Source organism: Anabaena sp. FACHB-595 (assembly GCF_048568275.1).
Taxonomy (GTDB): domain Bacteria; phylum Cyanobacteriota; class Cyanobacteriia; order Cyanobacteriales; family Nostocaceae; genus Trichormus.
In genome coordinates this window covers 4,764,844-4,782,167 of the sequence record NZ_CP183473.1, presented here as the reverse complement: position 1 = coordinate 4,782,167, position 17,324 = coordinate 4,764,844, and the positions used below count along the sequence as shown (strand labels likewise).

16 protein-coding genes are annotated in these 17,324 nt (G+C 41.9%); 5 read left to right on the top strand and 11 right to left on the bottom strand.

What is annotated here, in order from left to right:
* Positions 1-128: 128 nt before the first annotated feature.
* Positions 129-986, bottom strand: a complete 858-nt coding sequence (locus tag ACN222_RS19830) for a PD-(D/E)XK nuclease family protein (protein WP_010998106.1) — start codon at positions 984-986, stop codon at positions 129-131.
* A gap of 105 nt (positions 987-1,091) precedes the next feature.
* On the opposite strand from ACN222_RS19830, the gene ACN222_RS19825 reads away from it, so the two are divergent.
* From ACN222_RS19825 to ACN222_RS19815, 3 genes are all read left to right on the top strand, one after another.
* Positions 1,092-2,519 carry a phosphoglucomutase/phosphomannomutase family protein gene (locus ACN222_RS19825; protein WP_010998105.1) on the top strand — a complete coding sequence of 476 codons (1,428 nt, stop codon included), beginning with the start codon at positions 1,092-1,094 and terminating at the stop codon, positions 2,517-2,519.
* 60 nt (positions 2,520-2,579) lie between these two features.
* Positions 2,580-2,852: a LapA family protein gene (locus ACN222_RS19820; protein WP_044523218.1), complete on the top strand. Its 273-nt coding sequence runs from the start codon at positions 2,580-2,582 to the stop codon at positions 2,850-2,852.
* A 129-nt stretch (positions 2,853-2,981) separates the two neighbouring features.
* Positions 2,982-3,602, top strand: coding sequence for a hypothetical protein (locus ACN222_RS19815; RefSeq protein ID WP_010998103.1), 621 nt, complete (start codon positions 2,982-2,984; stop codon positions 3,600-3,602).
* 229 nt (positions 3,603-3,831) lie between these two features.
* On the opposite strand, the gene ACN222_RS19810 is transcribed toward ACN222_RS19815, so the two are convergent.
* The 8 genes from ACN222_RS19810 to ACN222_RS19775 form a co-directional block, all read right to left on the bottom strand.
* Entirely contained in the window at positions 3,832-4,086 is a 255-nt protein-coding gene (locus ACN222_RS19810; protein ID WP_010998102.1) for a DUF5615 family PIN-like protein, read from the bottom strand.
* Positions 4,083-4,316, bottom strand: coding sequence for a DUF433 domain-containing protein (locus ACN222_RS19805; RefSeq protein ID WP_010998101.1), 234 nt, complete (start codon positions 4,314-4,316; stop codon positions 4,083-4,085). Before ACN222_RS19805 ends, ACN222_RS19810 begins: the two co-directional genes overlap by 4 nt.
* A 139-nt stretch (positions 4,317-4,455) precedes the next feature.
* Complete coding sequence (locus tag ACN222_RS19800; RefSeq protein WP_010998100.1) at positions 4,456-5,136, bottom strand: hypothetical protein; 681 nt, start codon at positions 5,134-5,136, stop codon at positions 4,456-4,458.
* A gap of 293 nt (positions 5,137-5,429) precedes the next feature.
* Positions 5,430-6,158, bottom strand: coding sequence for a Uma2 family endonuclease (locus ACN222_RS19795; protein WP_190449649.1), 729 nt, complete (start codon positions 6,156-6,158; stop codon positions 5,430-5,432).
* A 240-nt stretch (positions 6,159-6,398) separates the two neighbouring features.
* Complete coding sequence (gene ndhD1, locus ACN222_RS19790; protein ID WP_010998098.1) at positions 6,399-7,976, bottom strand: photosynthetic/respiratory NAD(P)H-quinone oxidoreductase subunit D1; 1,578 nt, start codon at positions 7,974-7,976, stop codon at positions 6,399-6,401.
* 406 nt (positions 7,977-8,382) lie between these two features.
* A complete protein-coding gene (locus ACN222_RS19785; RefSeq protein ID WP_010998097.1) occupies positions 8,383-10,473 on the bottom strand; it encodes an NAD(P)H-quinone oxidoreductase subunit 5 in 2,091 nt (696 codons plus the stop codon).
* A gap of 196 nt (positions 10,474-10,669) precedes the next feature.
* The gene (locus ACN222_RS19780; protein WP_010998096.1) at positions 10,670-11,056 is read right to left on the bottom strand and encodes a thioredoxin family protein; all 387 of its coding nucleotides are present in this window, start codon (positions 11,054-11,056) and stop codon (positions 10,670-10,672) included.
* Between the two features lie 378 nt (positions 11,057-11,434).
* Positions 11,435-12,151, bottom strand: coding sequence for an NnrU family protein (locus ACN222_RS19775; protein WP_010998095.1), 717 nt, complete (start codon positions 12,149-12,151; stop codon positions 11,435-11,437).
* A 372-nt stretch (positions 12,152-12,523) separates the two neighbouring features.
* Here ACN222_RS19775 and ACN222_RS19770 point away from each other — a divergent pair, with 372 nt between their 5' ends.
* A complete protein-coding gene (locus ACN222_RS19770; protein ID WP_010998094.1) occupies positions 12,524-13,537 on the top strand; it encodes a LysR family transcriptional regulator in 1,014 nt (337 codons plus the stop codon).
* Between the two features lie 706 nt (positions 13,538-14,243).
* Here the strand turns inward: ACN222_RS19770 and ACN222_RS19765 are convergent.
* On the bottom strand, positions 14,244-14,963 hold the full coding sequence (locus tag ACN222_RS19765; RefSeq protein WP_010998093.1) for a Crp/Fnr family transcriptional regulator: 720 nt from the start codon (positions 14,961-14,963) through the stop codon (positions 14,244-14,246).
* 310 nt (positions 14,964-15,273) lie between these two features.
* Between ACN222_RS19765 and ACN222_RS19760 the strand changes: the two genes are divergently transcribed.
* Positions 15,274-16,149, top strand: a complete 876-nt coding sequence (locus ACN222_RS19760) for a DALR anticodon-binding domain-containing protein (RefSeq protein WP_044522011.1) — start codon at positions 15,274-15,276, stop codon at positions 16,147-16,149.
* Positions 16,150-16,477: 328 nt separating this feature from the next.
* Here ACN222_RS19760 and ACN222_RS19755 read toward each other — a convergent pair whose 3' ends face one another.
* Positions 16,478-17,293 carry a Cof-type HAD-IIB family hydrolase gene (locus tag ACN222_RS19755; protein ID WP_010998091.1) on the bottom strand — a complete coding sequence of 272 codons (816 nt, stop codon included), beginning with the start codon at positions 17,291-17,293 and terminating at the stop codon, positions 16,478-16,480.
* Positions 17,294-17,324 lie beyond the last annotated feature (31 nt).

The following is a 17,324-nucleotide window of genomic DNA, read 5'->3' as shown; positions in this document are numbered from 1 at the left end:
GGTAATAGGTAATAGGTAATAAATGAATTGTCTATTACCTATTACTATTCATAAAATTATAAAAATTAGTAGGGTGGGCATTGCCCACCCTACAGACTATAAAAATTAGTTTAATTAATAGTTTCTATTTAGCTATTGGTTTTAATGATTGGTAATGATTGAACTTGAGACGCTTGAACTGAAAAATCACAAATTGATTGAAATGGACAAAAGCGACAGTGATAACCAGGATTAGGTGGAAATATCTCACTGAAATCTCTAGTTTCTTCCTGATACTGCTGTACGTCGTCTTGGTGTTTTTTGGCTATATTTATTAACTCAATTTTCAAATCTTCTAATTCATTTCTTTTAAGGCTAATCAACTCTGATTCTTGGCAGAGTTCTAGATTATAAAATGAGGCGACAGCTTCTTTACCTGGGTAAAGGTAGTTAGCAGCTAATAAATAAACTAAGGCTTGTCTTTTGTCAAAAGCAGCTTTACCAGTTTTAAAATCTAAAATATGCAAAGTATGGTGAGCATCAGACTCAATGAAAACGCAATCCATCGCTGCATATAAACGAAAACGATCATCCTTCTGTTCAATTAAAATTGGTTTGGGAAAACCTTCATCACCACGAGTTAATTGCAGAATCTTTTTACCTAATAATAACGGTGCATTATAGTATTTTTTCAGAATTTGCAGCACCCGTTGTTGAACTTGCATTGTGGAGTTACTTAGTTTCAACAACTGTGCTACTTGCTCGACTCCATCAGAACGGGTTAACAAATGTCGATTATGATGAAACTCATAAACACCTTTTTGGGCTAGTATCCCAATTCGCTGAGGTGGAGTAGCATTCCCTAGCAGTGCTTTGACTTGTGGTTCATTTTGACGCGCTTTGATAAACCCCCGTCTCATCTGGCAATGCCAACGTTCTTGCCCCACAGCTGGGGCAACTAAAGACCAGAGGTGATAACTAACAAAAAGTCGATCGGGGGTTGACATTGGTCAAGAGCAGTGAGAAAAAATACGGTGAAGGATGCTTGCGACTACGCACGCTTTGCGGGAAGCTTCCTATAGTGTTCAAATAGATGGGGGACAGTAGCAAACATGAGCGCTAGTAGCAATTCCAGCAAGATAAAATTTGGTACTGATGGATGGAGAGGCATTATTGCCGATGATTTCACTTTTCCCAATGTGCGAAAAGTGACAAGAGCGATCGCCAGCTATCTGGAAACAGCCTACACAAAAGATAGACCAGTTCTAATTGCCTACGATACTCGTTTTTTAGCTGATCAGTTTGCCCAGACAGCAGCTCAAGTCTTGGCTGACTTGGGCTGGAATGTCAAAGTCACTGATCGGGATTGCCCCACACCAGTAATTGCTTACAATGCCCGTCACCTGAATTCGGCAGGGGCATTGATGTTTACGGCTAGCCATAATCCAGCACCCTATTGTGGAATTAAATATATCCCTGATTATGCTGGGCCTGCCACTCCAGAAATTACTGATACTATTGTGGCAAATATTGAAAGTGCTTCAGATGAATTGCCAAGTGGCAAACCATCGGGAACAATTTCTACTTTTGATCCCAAACCGGACTATTTACAGTTTATTTACACATTGCTGGATATAGAACGAATTAAAAGCGCTCAACTTAAAGTCAAGTATGATGCGTTATATTCTACATCCCGTGGCTATTTAGATGAAGTATTGCTAGAGAGTGGGGTGCAATTAGAAAGTTTCCACACTTGGCGCGATGTCCTCTTTGGTGGGGGAATGCCTGAACCAAAGGGAGAACAGCTAGTGGAATTAGTCGAAGCTGTCCGCCGCGATCATGCAGATTTAGGACTAGCGACAGATGGCGACAGCGATCGCTTTGGGATTGTGGATGAGCTAGGCAACGTCCTCACTCCTAACACTGTGTTGTTAGTTCTAGCGCGGCATTTAATCAAGAATAAAGGCAAAACAGGCGCGATCGTCCGCACTGTGGCTACAACTCACCTACTCGATAATTTCGCCGCTAAATACGGCTTGACGATTTATGAGACAGCCGTAGGTTTTAAATACATTGGGGAAAAAATGCGGGAAACCGCCGTGCTGATTGGTGGTGAAGAATCAGGCGGTTTAAGCATTATTGGGCATATTCCCGAAAAAGACGGCGTTTTAGCTGATATGCTGATTGCCGAAGCGATCGCCTATGAAGGTAAGCCCCTGAGTCAATTGGTGAAGGAAGCGATCGCCGAAGCTGATGGCCCCTTATATAACAACCGTCTTGACTTACACTTAACAGAAGCTCATAAAGTCGCCGTCATCGACTCCTTTACAAAAAATCCTCCTTCCGAGGTAGCTGGAATTAAAGTGAAGGAAGTCGGACGTAAGGACGGAATTAAGCTGTATTTAGAAGAAGGTAGCTGGGTGTTGCTGCGTCCCTCTGGTACTGAGCCTTTGGTGCGTGTTTACCTAGAAACCAACTCTCCCGAAAAACTCAGCAAACTAGAGCAAGAGTTAGAGAGTGCGATCGCTAAGTTAGGATAAGAATCTCAACCGCAGATGAACACAGGCGTTCATCTGCGTGTATTTGTGGTTCGTGATTTTATGAAAACTTTGGCACCTTTTTTCACATCTTTAGTTGTAGCAGTTTGGGTAGTGGCGATCGCCATTCTTTCTGTCCAAAATTTCGAGCCAGTATCGTTAAAATTCTTAACATTCCAATCAATTAAAATCCCAGTTGGTATAGTGCTGGCGTTTAGTGCTGGTGTGGGATTTGTTGGTGTGGCTATTCTACAACCCCTCTGGAGTCTTTCTGGTTCGGGTAACTCCCGTTTAGAAGAAGACGCAGAATTTTTCGTCGATGACGAAGATTTTTAACTATGGAAACTGAATATGATACCCCAAATGACTAACGATGCTTTGTGCTTCGAGTGAGTATATTCAGAAAATTGTGAACCATTGGAATAAACTTACTTAATTACTCTGTCATACACAATTTTTCAAGATATGGAGAGTTTAAATAAAGAAGAATACGAAGCTAAAGATAGAGCATTCTACAGTGCCATGATTAGTGCTTGGCTGAATACTAAAATTGAGCGTGATAAACAATTATTAGGGTTATCAAGTACTGCTATAGGCTTACTTGTTACTTTACTAAGGACGACTGGAGTTTCCAACTACATACAAATCTCTCTTTTTTCTTTTGCTCTCTTCTTTTTCTTGATTACAGTAATAGCAGTTGTTTGTATTCTGGATCGAAATGCCAAATATATTCAAGAGATGCTTAAGCAAAACAAAGCTCAAGATAAGATTTTAATAATTCTAGACTACGTTGCTATAATAAGTTTTATCTTAGGTATAATTTTAGTCGTCATTATTGGCGTTTCCTCGGCAGATATGGAGTCGAAAGAGAAAAATTTAACTATGAGCAACACAAAAAGAATTAACATTGATTACCAAGTTAACAAGGAAGATAAAAAAAGCTGGACTGGCATTTCTGAATTACGTCCTCAACCACCAAAAGCACCGCAGGAATCTCCTAAAACTCCTAATAATCCGAATCCTCCAACTTACTCTGGAAGCAATGAATCTGGAAATTCAAATAACACAACTAACAACTGTTATTAATAGTAAGTTTTCATCAATGATAATTTGGTACATACCATCACAACTTTTAAACCTGATGTTAGTTCCGTATTAGATACGCTATCTAACATCATAATGTGATAGCACTCATCATGTGATAGCACTCATCCCATCTGCATTCAAATTATGAAACACTGCTAATTTCTACGATTTCTTCTCCTTGTCGTAGCTGTTCTAGTGCATCAGGAAAAGCGATCGCTAGTATTCGCTGCTAATTGCGATTCGTGACGTTACCACAAGTCAGCCAGAGAATTTGCGGTGGTGTTCCTAACCGACAAGCTAAATCAACAAAGTCACTATCTTTGGTCGAAATTACAGCATTAACGGCTCGTGCTTCATTAAAAATCTCAACATCTTTAGCATCTCTTAATCCAAGTTCTCGCAGTGCAGTAGTCTCTACATCGAACGTCTTACTCAGCCAACGTGCTAATGTAGGAGGTAATTGAGCATCAATCCAAATTTTCATGCTGTCAGTCGGGGAAAATCAGTGCGGCGTGCAGCAAACAACAAACAAGCTTGAATATCTTTTGCTTCGAGGTCGGGAAAATCTTCTAAAATTTCAGAAACGCTAATATTCTCCCCCAGCATTTCTAAAATATCGCTCACGCGGATTCTCATACCGCGAATACAAGGACGACCTCCACATTGACCAGGAATTTGGGTAATGCGAGTTAATAATTCAACTTTTGAGTTCATTTAGTAACCCAATATAAATTGCTTTGTCCTGATCATACAGAATAAGTCATATTGGTAGCGATCGCCTAAGTTGAGAGTAAAGCGATCGCACTCAGAAAACATACACGTTAATACAGTTTGATGATTCTATATAATTTTGTTAGCTGTGGGTTAATTGTAACTTGAGATAATCGATAAAATTTAGCAGTTCTGTTTCAGAAAGTTGATAGCGTGATCGCTTACCATACTTTTGCTGTAAAAATTCCCTTCCCTGCTCTGGACTCCAATTTAATTGAGCTAAATATGTATCAGTTTGAGCGATGAAACCTTCACGATGCTTAGATGAAGTAAAATCTTGATTAACATTTTGAATATTATTAATTTTTAGACTAACTTTCTGCCCTAAAGCTTGCCAATCTGTTTCTTTATGTCCATCCCAGCTAACACCTACAGCACGATAAGTTAGTGGATTATAGACTGTACAAAATACAATTGTTTTATCCCCAGGACTAACAGCGATGGTTAGAGGATGACGCAATTGCTCGCAGGTCAAAACATCAAGTGAAAGTAACAAACTTTTAGCAAAGTAAGATTCGCTTCCCGAACGTACAACATACGGCTTATCTGCCAAAATATGTAAGTCAGTTTTTTCCTTTTCTCCATGAGAAGTTTCGACTTTTTTATCAATTTCAATTCCTGTAATTAAGCCTGTCAAAGCTCGGTCATAAATGGGAATCGGCTTTGTATCATCCGAAAGCGTATACCAACAGTGATCATGTTCTTTACTAACAAAGATATATTGAGGCTTGGGGATACAGCCGAACCCTAATTTTATATCCATACCTAGTTTAAGTAATTGTGTTGTTAAGTAGTGAGTTTGTTATTTATATGTTTCCCCAATTATCAAAACAATTAACATGAAATATATTGCATTAGTCAACTTCATCGAAGTAGATTAACGTGCGCCTCCCTTGGAGACTCAAGTTAGATTATAGTCAAATTAAAACTCACGCATAGATAAAAACTGATGCGTGAGTATAGACTTACTAGAAGTATCTGATGATGAAATTATTAAATGCGATGTTCTACGAAGGACGAGAATTCATGGACGAAAACAATCCATTTACACTTTTTTTAATTTCCAGCCATTGTTTCTGGCTCAAAACCCAAGCTTTTTAATCTTTCTGTCAAAATATGGACTTGTTCTTCTGCTTCTAAACGTCGCTGTGCTTCAAAATTTGCCCTTTGTTCTGCATCCAAAATACGTTCCTCTGGGGTAAGCAACCTCTCCCCTTTTTCGTTATACCAATACAACCACTCCCGCGCTATACCTTGATAAATTCCCCGTTCTCTTCCAATTCCTAAACCAATTTCTGGCAGCCAAATTGGATCTCCTGACATGAGGACATATTCCCCATCTTCTAACTGATACACTTCTAGGGGAGATTTCTTACGTCGAAAAGGATTGTACACAACGTAGTACAAAATGCCTAATTCTTGGGCATAGAGTTCTTTTTTACTGCTATATTCTCCCAAATGTTTGGGGGAAGCAACCTCCACCACTAAAACAGGTGGTTTTTGCTCTTCCCACAATACATAACTTAGGCGTAAGTCCCCATCAATAAACCGCTTAACCTCTATGCTGAGAAAACCATCTGGTACAATGGCAGGCTTGTTAGGGTCATAATATATACCCATATTTACACCAAAGTACCAATCCCAACGATCTGACCACACTAAGGCTAGTGTTGACTTCAACAAGCTAGGAATTAAATCTTGTAGTTCATTATCCACAGGCGTATCATCAGAATTGGGTAACTCTTCAGACGATGGTAAACAGTGTAACGGGTTGTAGTTTAACATAAGTCGCATTACCTATTCCTAATTTTCTATAGGATTGATTGTCAAAAACAAATTGATTTATTTCTCTACTAGTCTTTGTGAGGGATATTTTAGAGTTAGCTTCAGCACTCAAGTATATTAATAAATTTGAATTATTTATCAACAGCAATATCTACGATGATACTTTCCTTACGTAGTAAAAAAAGAGCAGGTATAATACCCGCTCTTACAACAATATAGGTAGAAAGGATTAAGCACCAGTTAATTACCAATTACTGGCGCACTTAAAGAAACTCGTGCTACCTCTTGTTTTTCCTGTGCCAAAGTTGGGACGGAATCACGTAATCTTGCTGTCAGTTGTACAGTTGTAGCGTCGTACATCTGAGTTAGTAGCTTGGGATAGAAACCAATACCAATAATTGGCACCAGTAGACAAGCAATAACAAAGACTTCGCGGGGTTCGGCATCTATTAGTTGCTGATGAGAAACTAATTCTTCGTTTTCTTTGCCGTAGAAAATTTCCCGCAACATGGACAGGAGATAAATCGGAGTTAAAATTACCCCAACTGCCATGAGGAATACCACGATGACCTTAAATGTGGAGCTATAAGCATCGCTGGTAGCAAAGCCGACGAATACCATTAATTCTGCTACGAAGCCACTCATTCCCGGCAATGCTAAAGAAGCCATTGAACAAGCTGTGAACATAGCGAAAATTTTGGGCATCCGCTTACCGACACCGCCCATTTCATCTAACATCAGGGTATGTGTCCGGTCATAAGTCGCACCGACGAGGAAGAATAAACTTGCCCCGATTAAGCCGTGGGACACCATTTGTAACACCGCTCCACTCAAACCCAAATCGGTAAAGGAAGCAAACCCGATAATCACAAAGCCCATGTGGGAAATCGAGGAGTAGGCAATCTTCCGCTTGAGGTTACGCTGGGCAAAGGATGTCAAAGCAGCGTAGATGATGTTAACTACCCCCAAGACAACCAGCACAGGGGCGAAATAAGCATGGGCATCAGGTAGAATGCCAGCATTCATGCGAATCAGGGCATAACCACCCATTTTCAGCAAAATACCTGCCAGCAACATATGCGCGGGGGCTGTAGCTTCGCCGTGGGCATCTGGCAACCAAGTATGCAGGGGAATGATGGGTAATTTGATGGCGTAGGCAATAAGGAAGCCAGCGTATAGCAACAATTGGAAATTTAGGGCGTAATCTTTGAGAGCGAGCGATCGCATATCAAAGGTGACTGTATCCCCATAAAAGGCCATTGTCAAAGATGCCAGTAAAATAAATAGCGAACCGCCAGCCGTGTACAAAATAAATTTGGTGGCTGCGTATTGCCGTTTTTTACCTCCCCAAATTGCTAGCAGTAAGTAAACGGGGATTAATTCCAATTCCCACACCAAAAAGAATAGCAGCATATCCTGAACGGCAAATACAGCGATTTGACCGCCATACATAGCCAGGAGTAGAAAGTAAAATAGCCTGGGCTTTAAGGTGACAGGCCAGGCTGCTAAGGTGGCTAGGGTGGTAATGAATCCAGTCAAAATAATCAGGGGCATAGACAAGCCATCTGCCCCCACTGACCAATTCAAATCTAGCTGCGGAACCCAGGGGTAACTCTCCACCAGTTGCAAATCGGGGTTGGCGAAGTCGTAACTGGTATAAAAAGCGTAAACAATGAGAGCGAAATCAATCAAACCTACAGTCAGAGCGTACCAACGGATGGTTTTGCCATCTTTATCGGGAATGATGGGAATCAGTAGCGACGCGGCTATCGGTAATAAAATAATTGTCGTCAGCCACGGAAAATTAGCTGTATTCATCACAATTCGTCTGCTATTAAATTCATGTTTGCCAATGAGCCACTAGCTTATTAACTAACAGCTTTTTGAGGATTTGGCATTGAATGTTAGGTTGATTTAATCAAATTGGCAATGCCCCATTTTTCCATTGGGAGTGTCTTGTGACTTGATGGAGTAATGAATATCGATTGGGGATACTTCCAGCTAAGTCAAAAATCTTCCCTCAAAAAGCCGCTAAACTAAAATTCTAGAGATTGCGATCGCGTAGGTTTTGAGATGATGTTTGAACCACCGCATGAGGTAAAAGAAGACTTGAATAAAGAAGACTTGAATATTGAATTACTCAACTATTGGCCAAAAAAAAGGAGTCTAAATTTAGACTCTTAAAAAACTTAGGGGCAGACACCCGCCCACCCCCTGATTCAAATTAGGTAACACCGAAGACAATCACTAAGCCCAAAACAGCCCCGAATACGATGAGAGCATAGAACTGCACCCGACCGTTTTCTAGGTATTTCAAACCTTCACCACTAACTAAGGTGAAAAATCCTGTCAAGTTCACAGCACCATCAACAACTCGGAAGTCTACTTCCATGACTTGTCTAGCAAGGCGACGTAAACCAAGCACAAAGACACGATGGTAAATGTCATCGAAATACCATTTATTAAGTGATAGTTCGTAGAGTGGCTTAATTTTAGCAGCGATCGCCGCCGGGTCGATTTTACGCTGCAAATACATCAGCGAAGCCAAGGTAATCCCAATCAAGGAAACACCGACTGAACCACCAGCCATGATGTAAAACTCATTAGGATCAAATTCAGCCGCTTTTTCCAGTACTTCAGCCAAGCTTTCTGTGGGCGAAAAAATAAACCTTTCAAAGTAATTGTTGTAGGGTGTACCTACCAAACCAATCAACATTGAAGGTATAGCCAAAATCAGCAATGGCAGAGTCATTGTCCAAGGCGACTCATGGGGAGAACTACTGTGATGACCGTGACCATCATGATGACCACCAGTAGCAGCCAATTCTCCTTTTTTCATTGCCCCAGGGCCAAAAACAGGTGTGGGTTCTGCTGACTCTAGTTCCAGAAGGATTGTTTTAGCTTTGAGAAGCTTGTCTTTGATTTTCTCGTCATTCCCCCGGAATTTGCCTTCAAATGTCGAGAAATACATTCTAAACATATAAAAAGCGGTAATCCCAGCAGTCATCCAGCCAATAAACCACAGTAAGGGGTTAGAGGCATAAGCAGCACCGAGAATTTCATCTTTTGACCAGAAACCAGCAAAGGGAGGAATCCCCGAAATCGCCAAGCAACCAATTAAAAATGTTAATCCAGTGGCAGGCATATACTTCCGCAGTCCACCCATTAAGCGCATATCTTGCGCTAAAGCTGGGTCATGACCAACAACGGCTTCCATGCCATGAATGACGGAACCAGAACCCAAGAACAACATCGCTTTGAAATAAGCATGGGTCATCAGGTGGAATAATCCCGCACTGTAAGCCCCTACGCCCATCGCCATGACCATGTAACCCAACTGGGAGATGGTGGAGTAAGCCAAGCCCTTTTTGATGTCGTTTTGGGTAATGGCAATGGTCGCACCCAAAAATGCTGTAAATGCCCCAGTAAAGGCAATCACGTTCATTGCAGCTGGAACGTGTTCAAAAACGGGGTACATCCGCGCCACGAGGAATACACCAGCCGCCACCATCGTTGCCGCGTGGATTAAGGCAGAAATGGGGGTGGGGACTTCCATCGCGTCTGGTAACCAGACATGGAGGGGGAATTGGGCAGATTTAGCAACTGGGCCGAGGAAGACTAAAATTGCAAACAGTACAGCTAGGAAATTGCTGATAGAACCTGTTTGCACGAGTTCAGCTAGGCGATCGCCCATAATCTGAAAATCAAAGCTGCCTGTTGCCCAAAATAGCCCCAGAATGCCCAGCAGTAGACCGAAGTCACCCACACGGTTGGTGACAAATGCTTTTTGGGCTGCATCTGCGGCTGATTTGCGATCGTACCAGAAACCAACCAGCAAGTAAGAACACATCCCCACCAGTTCCCAGAAAATATAAATCTGGACTAGATTAGGGCTGACTACTAGACCCAACATTGAGGAGCCAAATAGGCTGAGATAGGCATAAAACCTAACGTAGCCTGGGTCATGAGCCATGTAGCCATCCGTGTAAACCATGACTAGAACAGCTACCGATGTTGCAATCACCAGCATCAGGGATGTGAGATTGTCGATAGTGTAACCCATAGTCAGGTGAAAATTGCCTGCTGCCGCCCATTCTAGGGTGCGGAGATAAGTTGGGTGTCCTTGGAGTTGACTCCACAGCAAAGCTGACGACAAACCCAAGGCTGCGCCCATTAGGGAAATGATCAACACAGCGTTTAGCTGCCGCAGGCGGTTTGTCGTTTGATTGAACGAAATTAAGCCAAGACCGACCAGCATTGCTCCCAACAGAGGCAATACTGGGATTAGCCAGGCATATTGATAGATTACTTCCATCACTGACGTGTACTTTTAGGATTCTTGACTAAATTGTCGGAACTGTTAACAATTGTGACACACACCCTTGAGGATAAAATACCCCACCCAATAACAATTGAGTGGGGTATTAAGCATGGTTTTAGATTTGGGGACTGGAGACTGGGAATTGGGAAGGATTTGACCCAACACCCGAAACTTAATACCCAATTCCCAATCACGCTGTCCGACATTCTAAGTCTGCCGTTTTAGAGCTAGTGTATGCTTTAGGACGGTTGGTATAATTGAGTTTGATTTCTTCTAAAGCTAACCGTAGGTCATCTCTGCCGCGAAACCCTTCTAGACGATGGCGAACGATTCCATTTTCAATCAAAAGTAACGTGGGCAAAGACTTTAAACGATAAGTGTTAGAAAGTTTGAAATTCTCGTCAGCGTTCACCCCAACTAGTTTAATTTGTTCGCCGCATTGAGATTGAAATTGTAATAACAAAGGGTGGATAATGCGACACAATCCACACCAGGGTGCTTCAAAATTTACTAAAACCGGAACCGGAGATTCTAAAACTTCTTGAGTAAATGTCCGCTCACTAACCGACAACACCATGACGCCTCTAGAATTATAGGGTTTTACTATCAAACTAGCTATCAGCAGAAGAAGTTAGCAAGCTAGTTAATGTTTTATAGCAGCTATATTTCAGTACCGCTTTTGACTGCGGCAAAAAAGCCAGCAGATTCTAAAAACCAATTTTAAGCTTTGGTCATCCCGATCGCTTCTACTAGAAAGAGTATTTTGGCTACTTTGCCGGATACTCTCCAAGAGATTTGATTGCTCGGCAATGTGCCACTATAAAAATTGCAAAATGGATCAACAGACCCCCACTAACAGCTGTTTCAATTTATCCTACATTGATTTGGTAGCAATTGATAAGTGGAAATTTTCCCTGAGTTTGTATTTTCTTCTGATAGTGGGGATCATGTGAAACTACCAGTCTAACCTACTAGTTGCTACAAACAACAGGGGGTGCGCCCACCAAAGTAAAGCGACAAAAATAGCAACTCCTAAATATGCAGGGCGGATAAATTCTTCCCACTTGATAGATTGACGACCATCAATAATTGCTGCAAAGGGAATGATTGAGGTGCGCTGTTTCACAATTTCAAAAGCCTCGCCGTAACGCTTGCTCATACGGCGATCGCCATGCCAAACTCCAAATAAATGGTGCAAAATCAGCCCAAAAGAAGTTACAAGGGTAAAGCTCGTACCTAACCATAGAGTATGAGCAATACACCAAATTACCTGTCCTACCATTTGGGGGTGACGGGTAATCCGAATAATTCCTGTTTCATACAAGTGTACTTGGGGCTTTTGAATAGCCGCAATTTCTAGTAGATTGAAGGTGGCAGGATACAAAAACAAAAATGAAATAGCTGATGATACCCAAACTACAGCCTGTACTCCTGGTACGTTCTGTACCTGCCAAAGTTGCAACCCGTCGTAACGGTGATTAAAGAAGTAAATAATCAATATGACAGCCAACGGTAGACTGACTAATGCAAAAAAAATGCGATAAAGCCTTGGCCCAGTGTACTTTTCTGCCCAAGGTCGTAACGCAGCGCCGCCACTGTGGGCGATCGCAAAAGTTAATTGTAACCCCAGCATGACAAAATGACTCGGAGTCAACCAAGGATTCAGCATCATAGATACAGGTGAAGTAATTTAAAGAAAAGTTAATTCCATACAACCAATACCACAAAGTATTCAACAGGAGACTTTCAACAAGATTGTTGTGGTACTGTCTTTTTCTATTCCAGCCTCCAAGTTATAAGATGCAATAAATCATGCTCAGTAACGCTACGCAGAATTTAAAATTCAAAATTCCTCTGGGAGCGTTGGGCGGTGTCGGTTTCCGTCTCGCCCAATTTTTACAAAACTCACAAAGCTTAAAATATAAGCTTTCCCTGATTTAGAATTGGGTATTTTATTCGCGCCATCGTGTACTAATAGTTGCAAAGCTATAAAACGTGATTTATTGCTAACGTTGCTCCTTTCAAAGTTTGTGGGTTGAGCCTTATGTCTGACCTTCCTTTCACTTTAGATCAGTTACGCATTCTCAAAGCGATCGCCGTAGAAGGGAGCTTCAAACGCGCCGCTGATAGTCTTTATGTCTCCCAACCTGCCGTGAGTTTGCAAGTGCAGAATTTAGAACGGCAGTTGGATGTCCCTTTATTTGACCGTGGCGGCCGTCGCGCACAATTAACCGAAGCGGGACATCTACTATTGAGTTACGGTGAAAAAATCCTCAGTTTGTGCCAAGAAACTTGCCGTGCTATTGAGGATTTACAAAATCTCCAAGGAGGTACTTTAATTGTTGGTGCTTCTCAAACCACTGGAACATACCTTCTGCCCAAAATGATTGGGATGTTCCGGCAGAAGTACCCTGATGTGGCAGTACAACTGCACGTCCATTCGACTCGGCGCACTGCTTGGAGTGTGGCTAACGGACAAGTGGATTTGGCAATTATCGGAGGAGAAATTCCTGGGGAACTAACAGAATCTTTGGAAATCATTCCCTATGCCGAAGATGAACTAGCCCTCATTCTTCCAGTGTTTCACCCCTTCACCAAATTGGACACCATTCAAAAAGAAGATTTATACAAATTACAATTCATTACTTTAGATTCTCAGTCAACAATACGCAAAGTTATCGATCAAGTCCTATCTCGCAGTGAGATTGATACTAGGCGGTTTAAGATTGAAATGGAGTTAAATTCCATTGAAGCAATTAAAAATGCTGTGCAGTCGGGTTTAGGTGCAGCTTTTGTTTCCACTAGTGCGATCGCTAAAGAATTACAGATGGGTGTACTCCACTGCACCCCCATTGACGGTGTAGTCATTAAACGGACACTGTGGCTAATTTTCAATCCTAATCGTTACAGATCCAAAGCAGCAGAAGCTTTTAGCCAAGAGATATTACCACAGTTCGCTACTCCTGACTGGAATCAAGATGTGTTAAAACTGGCGCAAAAAAAACTAGTGGTAAATGTACTAGATGCAGCCATTCCCAACACTTCCGATGATGGCTAACATTTGGTTCTTAGTGAGCCAAAGTAATCTTCTCCTCAACAGAAATGCTAGCGCTAAGGGATTTTTCCTTGTTGGCGCTAGCTTATTCTACGAGAACACCTAATGGTGAGGACATTAATATACTATGTGGCGCTAATCACTCCCGTAGGAACGCAATATAAACTTGTTAGAGTCCAACCAGCCCTCTCTTTAGCTCTCTAGTGTAATTAGTTTAAACGGGATCAAGCGATCGCAATGTCCTAGTTCAGCTTGTTAAAATAGTGACTTGTTCCTACTCTCGCACTGGATTTGAATTCGAGCCAGTCAGATAATAAATACTTAAAGCGATGAAAAATCATATATCCCATAGATGGGTTCTTCGATGTTGACATTGCCCTTGGCTTTTGGTGCAAACCGAAGGGAAATAAATCACTCAATACTGAGAACTCATCTTCTTCTCTAAATGTCTCTGTAGATGGCTAAAAAATGAACACTGAAGCTTTTAAACAAAAACTTGCCCGATTACACAATCTGTTTGTGGTGGTCAAACAGATTGATGAGACTGAGCAGTAAGTGAGTGTTGCTGGCGACGACTTACTGCTGACTGATCGGGGGGTAGGAACTGATAAGCGGAGCTTGACCGTTAAAATGTACCAAAATCTGCTATTGCTGGTTGGCAGAGTGGTAGTTCCCAACCGTAGATGCCCTATAAACAGTCAATGAAGCTTTAGCTAGCTCTGTTGATTGACTCTGCTGGCAAACAAATCAAGTTATCCCCTTGAGTAAGGATTAAGCCACGCTGACGCAACTTACCCATTAAACGAGTAACGGTTACACGAGTTGAACCGATCGCGCTACCAATTTGAGCATGGGTTAAGGGGAAAGGCAAACAATAACCACGAATGACATCGGGATCAGTGTCGCTCATGGCTGGTTCTCCATATTCCTCAATCAATAGGGTGAGGAATCCTAAGAGTCTGTCAATTGTACGCCGTTGTCCCAAGGCACTAAGCCACAGCAACTTACGCTGGTGTTGGTATCTGAAAGCATCCATCACTTCACGCCGGAAGTGAGGCCAGTTATCTAGATCGTGCCAATACATCCACAGTACGGCGGTTTGGTCAACGTGAGCGTAGGACTGGAGCGTGAAAGGAGACTGAGCCACAATTTCAAACGGTTGTCCCGCGCCCACAAATCCCAAGAAAGCTTCTTCTGGGGTTCTGTTGATCCGTCGAGAAGTCAATTGACTTGCAGTAGCACTAACCTGGGCGGTTCCTACCATGCGGATCGCACCTCTCTGCACTAAATAAAGCAAACCAGGTCTTGCTGGAATGCGCTCATCTTTGCTAAAGGTACGGCAGCGATAGTGTTCTTGAGCCCAGTCAAGAATGCGTTGCCAAGTCAAAAAAGGGCGTGATGCCTCAGAAAAGGAGGATGGAGATTGCATAGGTAACAAAGAGCGTTCGGCTGAAGACAAAGACGTAATAAAAAGGTGCAAGGAGTGTCTTTGTGTTTTTTGAGGTAGGCTTAACGCCTAACAGCGTCAGCCATCCAAAAAGCAGAGGGCTATTTGCGCTCTACTATTTTGTTATACTTCCTACTGTACAATGATGGTAGTAAAGTTTACATATTATTCATCGAATATTTATCAAATTTTATGCTATTCTCATTTTTCTTCGATAAAAACAATATTCTACCCTATGGCAGATGACAACTTATCAGGTATTTTATGAAACTTAGCCCCTCATAAAAACCAAGTGTATCATCCTCTACTAGTAAGTAAAAATACGGCAATTAGACAGTTACTATACAGCTACTTACTAGTGGTTGTGGATAGCTTTAACTATCATCAGCAACAGCAAAGCACAATAAAAGCAAAAATTCCTCTATATAAAGGTAGAGATAGTCAACAAATTTTATATATTTGCGGGGTAGCTCTGCGACTGGCAAAATCTCATAATCGAGATCCAATGGAGATAGCCAGTGTTATTACCTCCCGGTTATTAACTATATGTAAAGAAAACTTACTGGTGCGGATTGTTTCTCCGGGTTGGATTCATCTAGAATTGGCTGACTCTTTGTTAGCAGCTTGGTTGCAAAATCTGGCACTGGGGGGTTTAGGAGATGATAGGGACACAAAGAAAGATGAGAGGATTGCAACGATTAACCCTGCTCGTTTGTTTGCAATGCAGTACACTCATGCACGTTGTTGTTCGTTAATATTGCTAGCTCAACGTGGAGGATTAATTCCATTTAGGGAACCATTACCAGATAACTGGCAAGGGCTGTCGCTGGGTAGTTTGGTATCAACGATGCAAATACCTTGGTTGAATAGTGAGACAAAAATTCGCCTCAATCACCCAGCAGAAAGCTGTTTAATTTCTGAGTTAATAGAAGTAGTAGATAGTTTGATATTTCCTCATGATAATAAGGCCATGAATTGGGAAAAATTAGGGTCAGATTTAAGCCAAGCTTTTACCACTTTTTGGAGCCAGTGTCGTATTTGGGGGGAAGTCAAAACTACGTTGCCAGAAGTCACTCAAGCCAGACTGGGATTAATTTTGGCTACTCAAACGGTATTGAGAGTTTTACTGGTAAAAAAGTTCGGGAGTGTTGCCCCCCTTGAACTTTAAATTTGGGAGGGTTTGGGCGTAATTTTTGTCTAAATCTTGTTATTCAAAGAGACAATAAAAACTTTTATAACTAGGTATTGACGCATTACCTAATGTCGGATATATTAGCTGGTGTGTGAGGAGCGAACCAGCAAGAACACCGAGACGAAACACGGCCAGTCGTCGGTGTTCTTTCTGATTTATAGGGTTTTTTCGGTGGGTTTGTCTATAACTCCTGCGCTACTTCAAAATTTAACTTTTTTAGAATCTAAACAACAAAAGAACTTTTCGGTATCTAGGTTCTGCGGAAATATTAATTCTGCACTTTACAAAAATTAATCAAGTAGGCTTACGAAAGTAGAAATTTTTCAATTGCAACAGCAGCCCCATCCTCTTCGACAGTAGGGGCTACCCATTGAGCGATCGCCTGCACTCCTGCGGGAGCGTTTCCCATAGCGATACCAATACCAGCGTATTCCAGCATTTCCAAATCATTGAAGTTATCGCCAATGCACATAACATTAGCGCTTTGTAAGCCTAGTAAGTCTTCAGCTAGGTAACGTACAGCATTACCCTTGTTGACACTGGCGTTAGTGGCTTCAAAGAAAGTAGCAACGGATGTGGTGAGATAAAGTTCAGCAGGTGTGTATTGTAGGCGCAAACTGCCCAAGAGGTTGCTGATTACCTCTGTGTCATCACACAAGGCTAAAATTTTTGTGGGTGCATTAGTTAAAGTTTGGCGCAAATCACCTACAGCAATGGGAGTAATGCCAGAACGTTGTGCGTAAGTTGCAGTCTCTTGGGTGACTTCCCGCACGTAGAGTTGATCATTAATGTAGAAATGAATCGATAAAAGCGATCGCCATTGTGGCTGTTCAAAATAATCTAATAATTGCTCGGCAGTTTCTCTACTTACGGGTAGATGTTGATGGATTTTTTGGTCAGATGGGTCTTGAATCCAGGCTCCTTGATAAGCGGCTAGGGGCAAAGTAGAGTTAATATCTTGATGAAAGCGGAGTGCCGAACGATACATCCTTCCAGTAGCGATCGCCACTTGAATACCTCGTGCTTGCACTGCGGCGATCGCTTGCTTGACAGAGGTGCTGATGGTGTTCGACTCTCCCGAAATTGTGCCATCTATATCTAATACGAGTAGTTTAATCATTTAGTCAGTTGTCAGTTGTCAGTTGTCATTA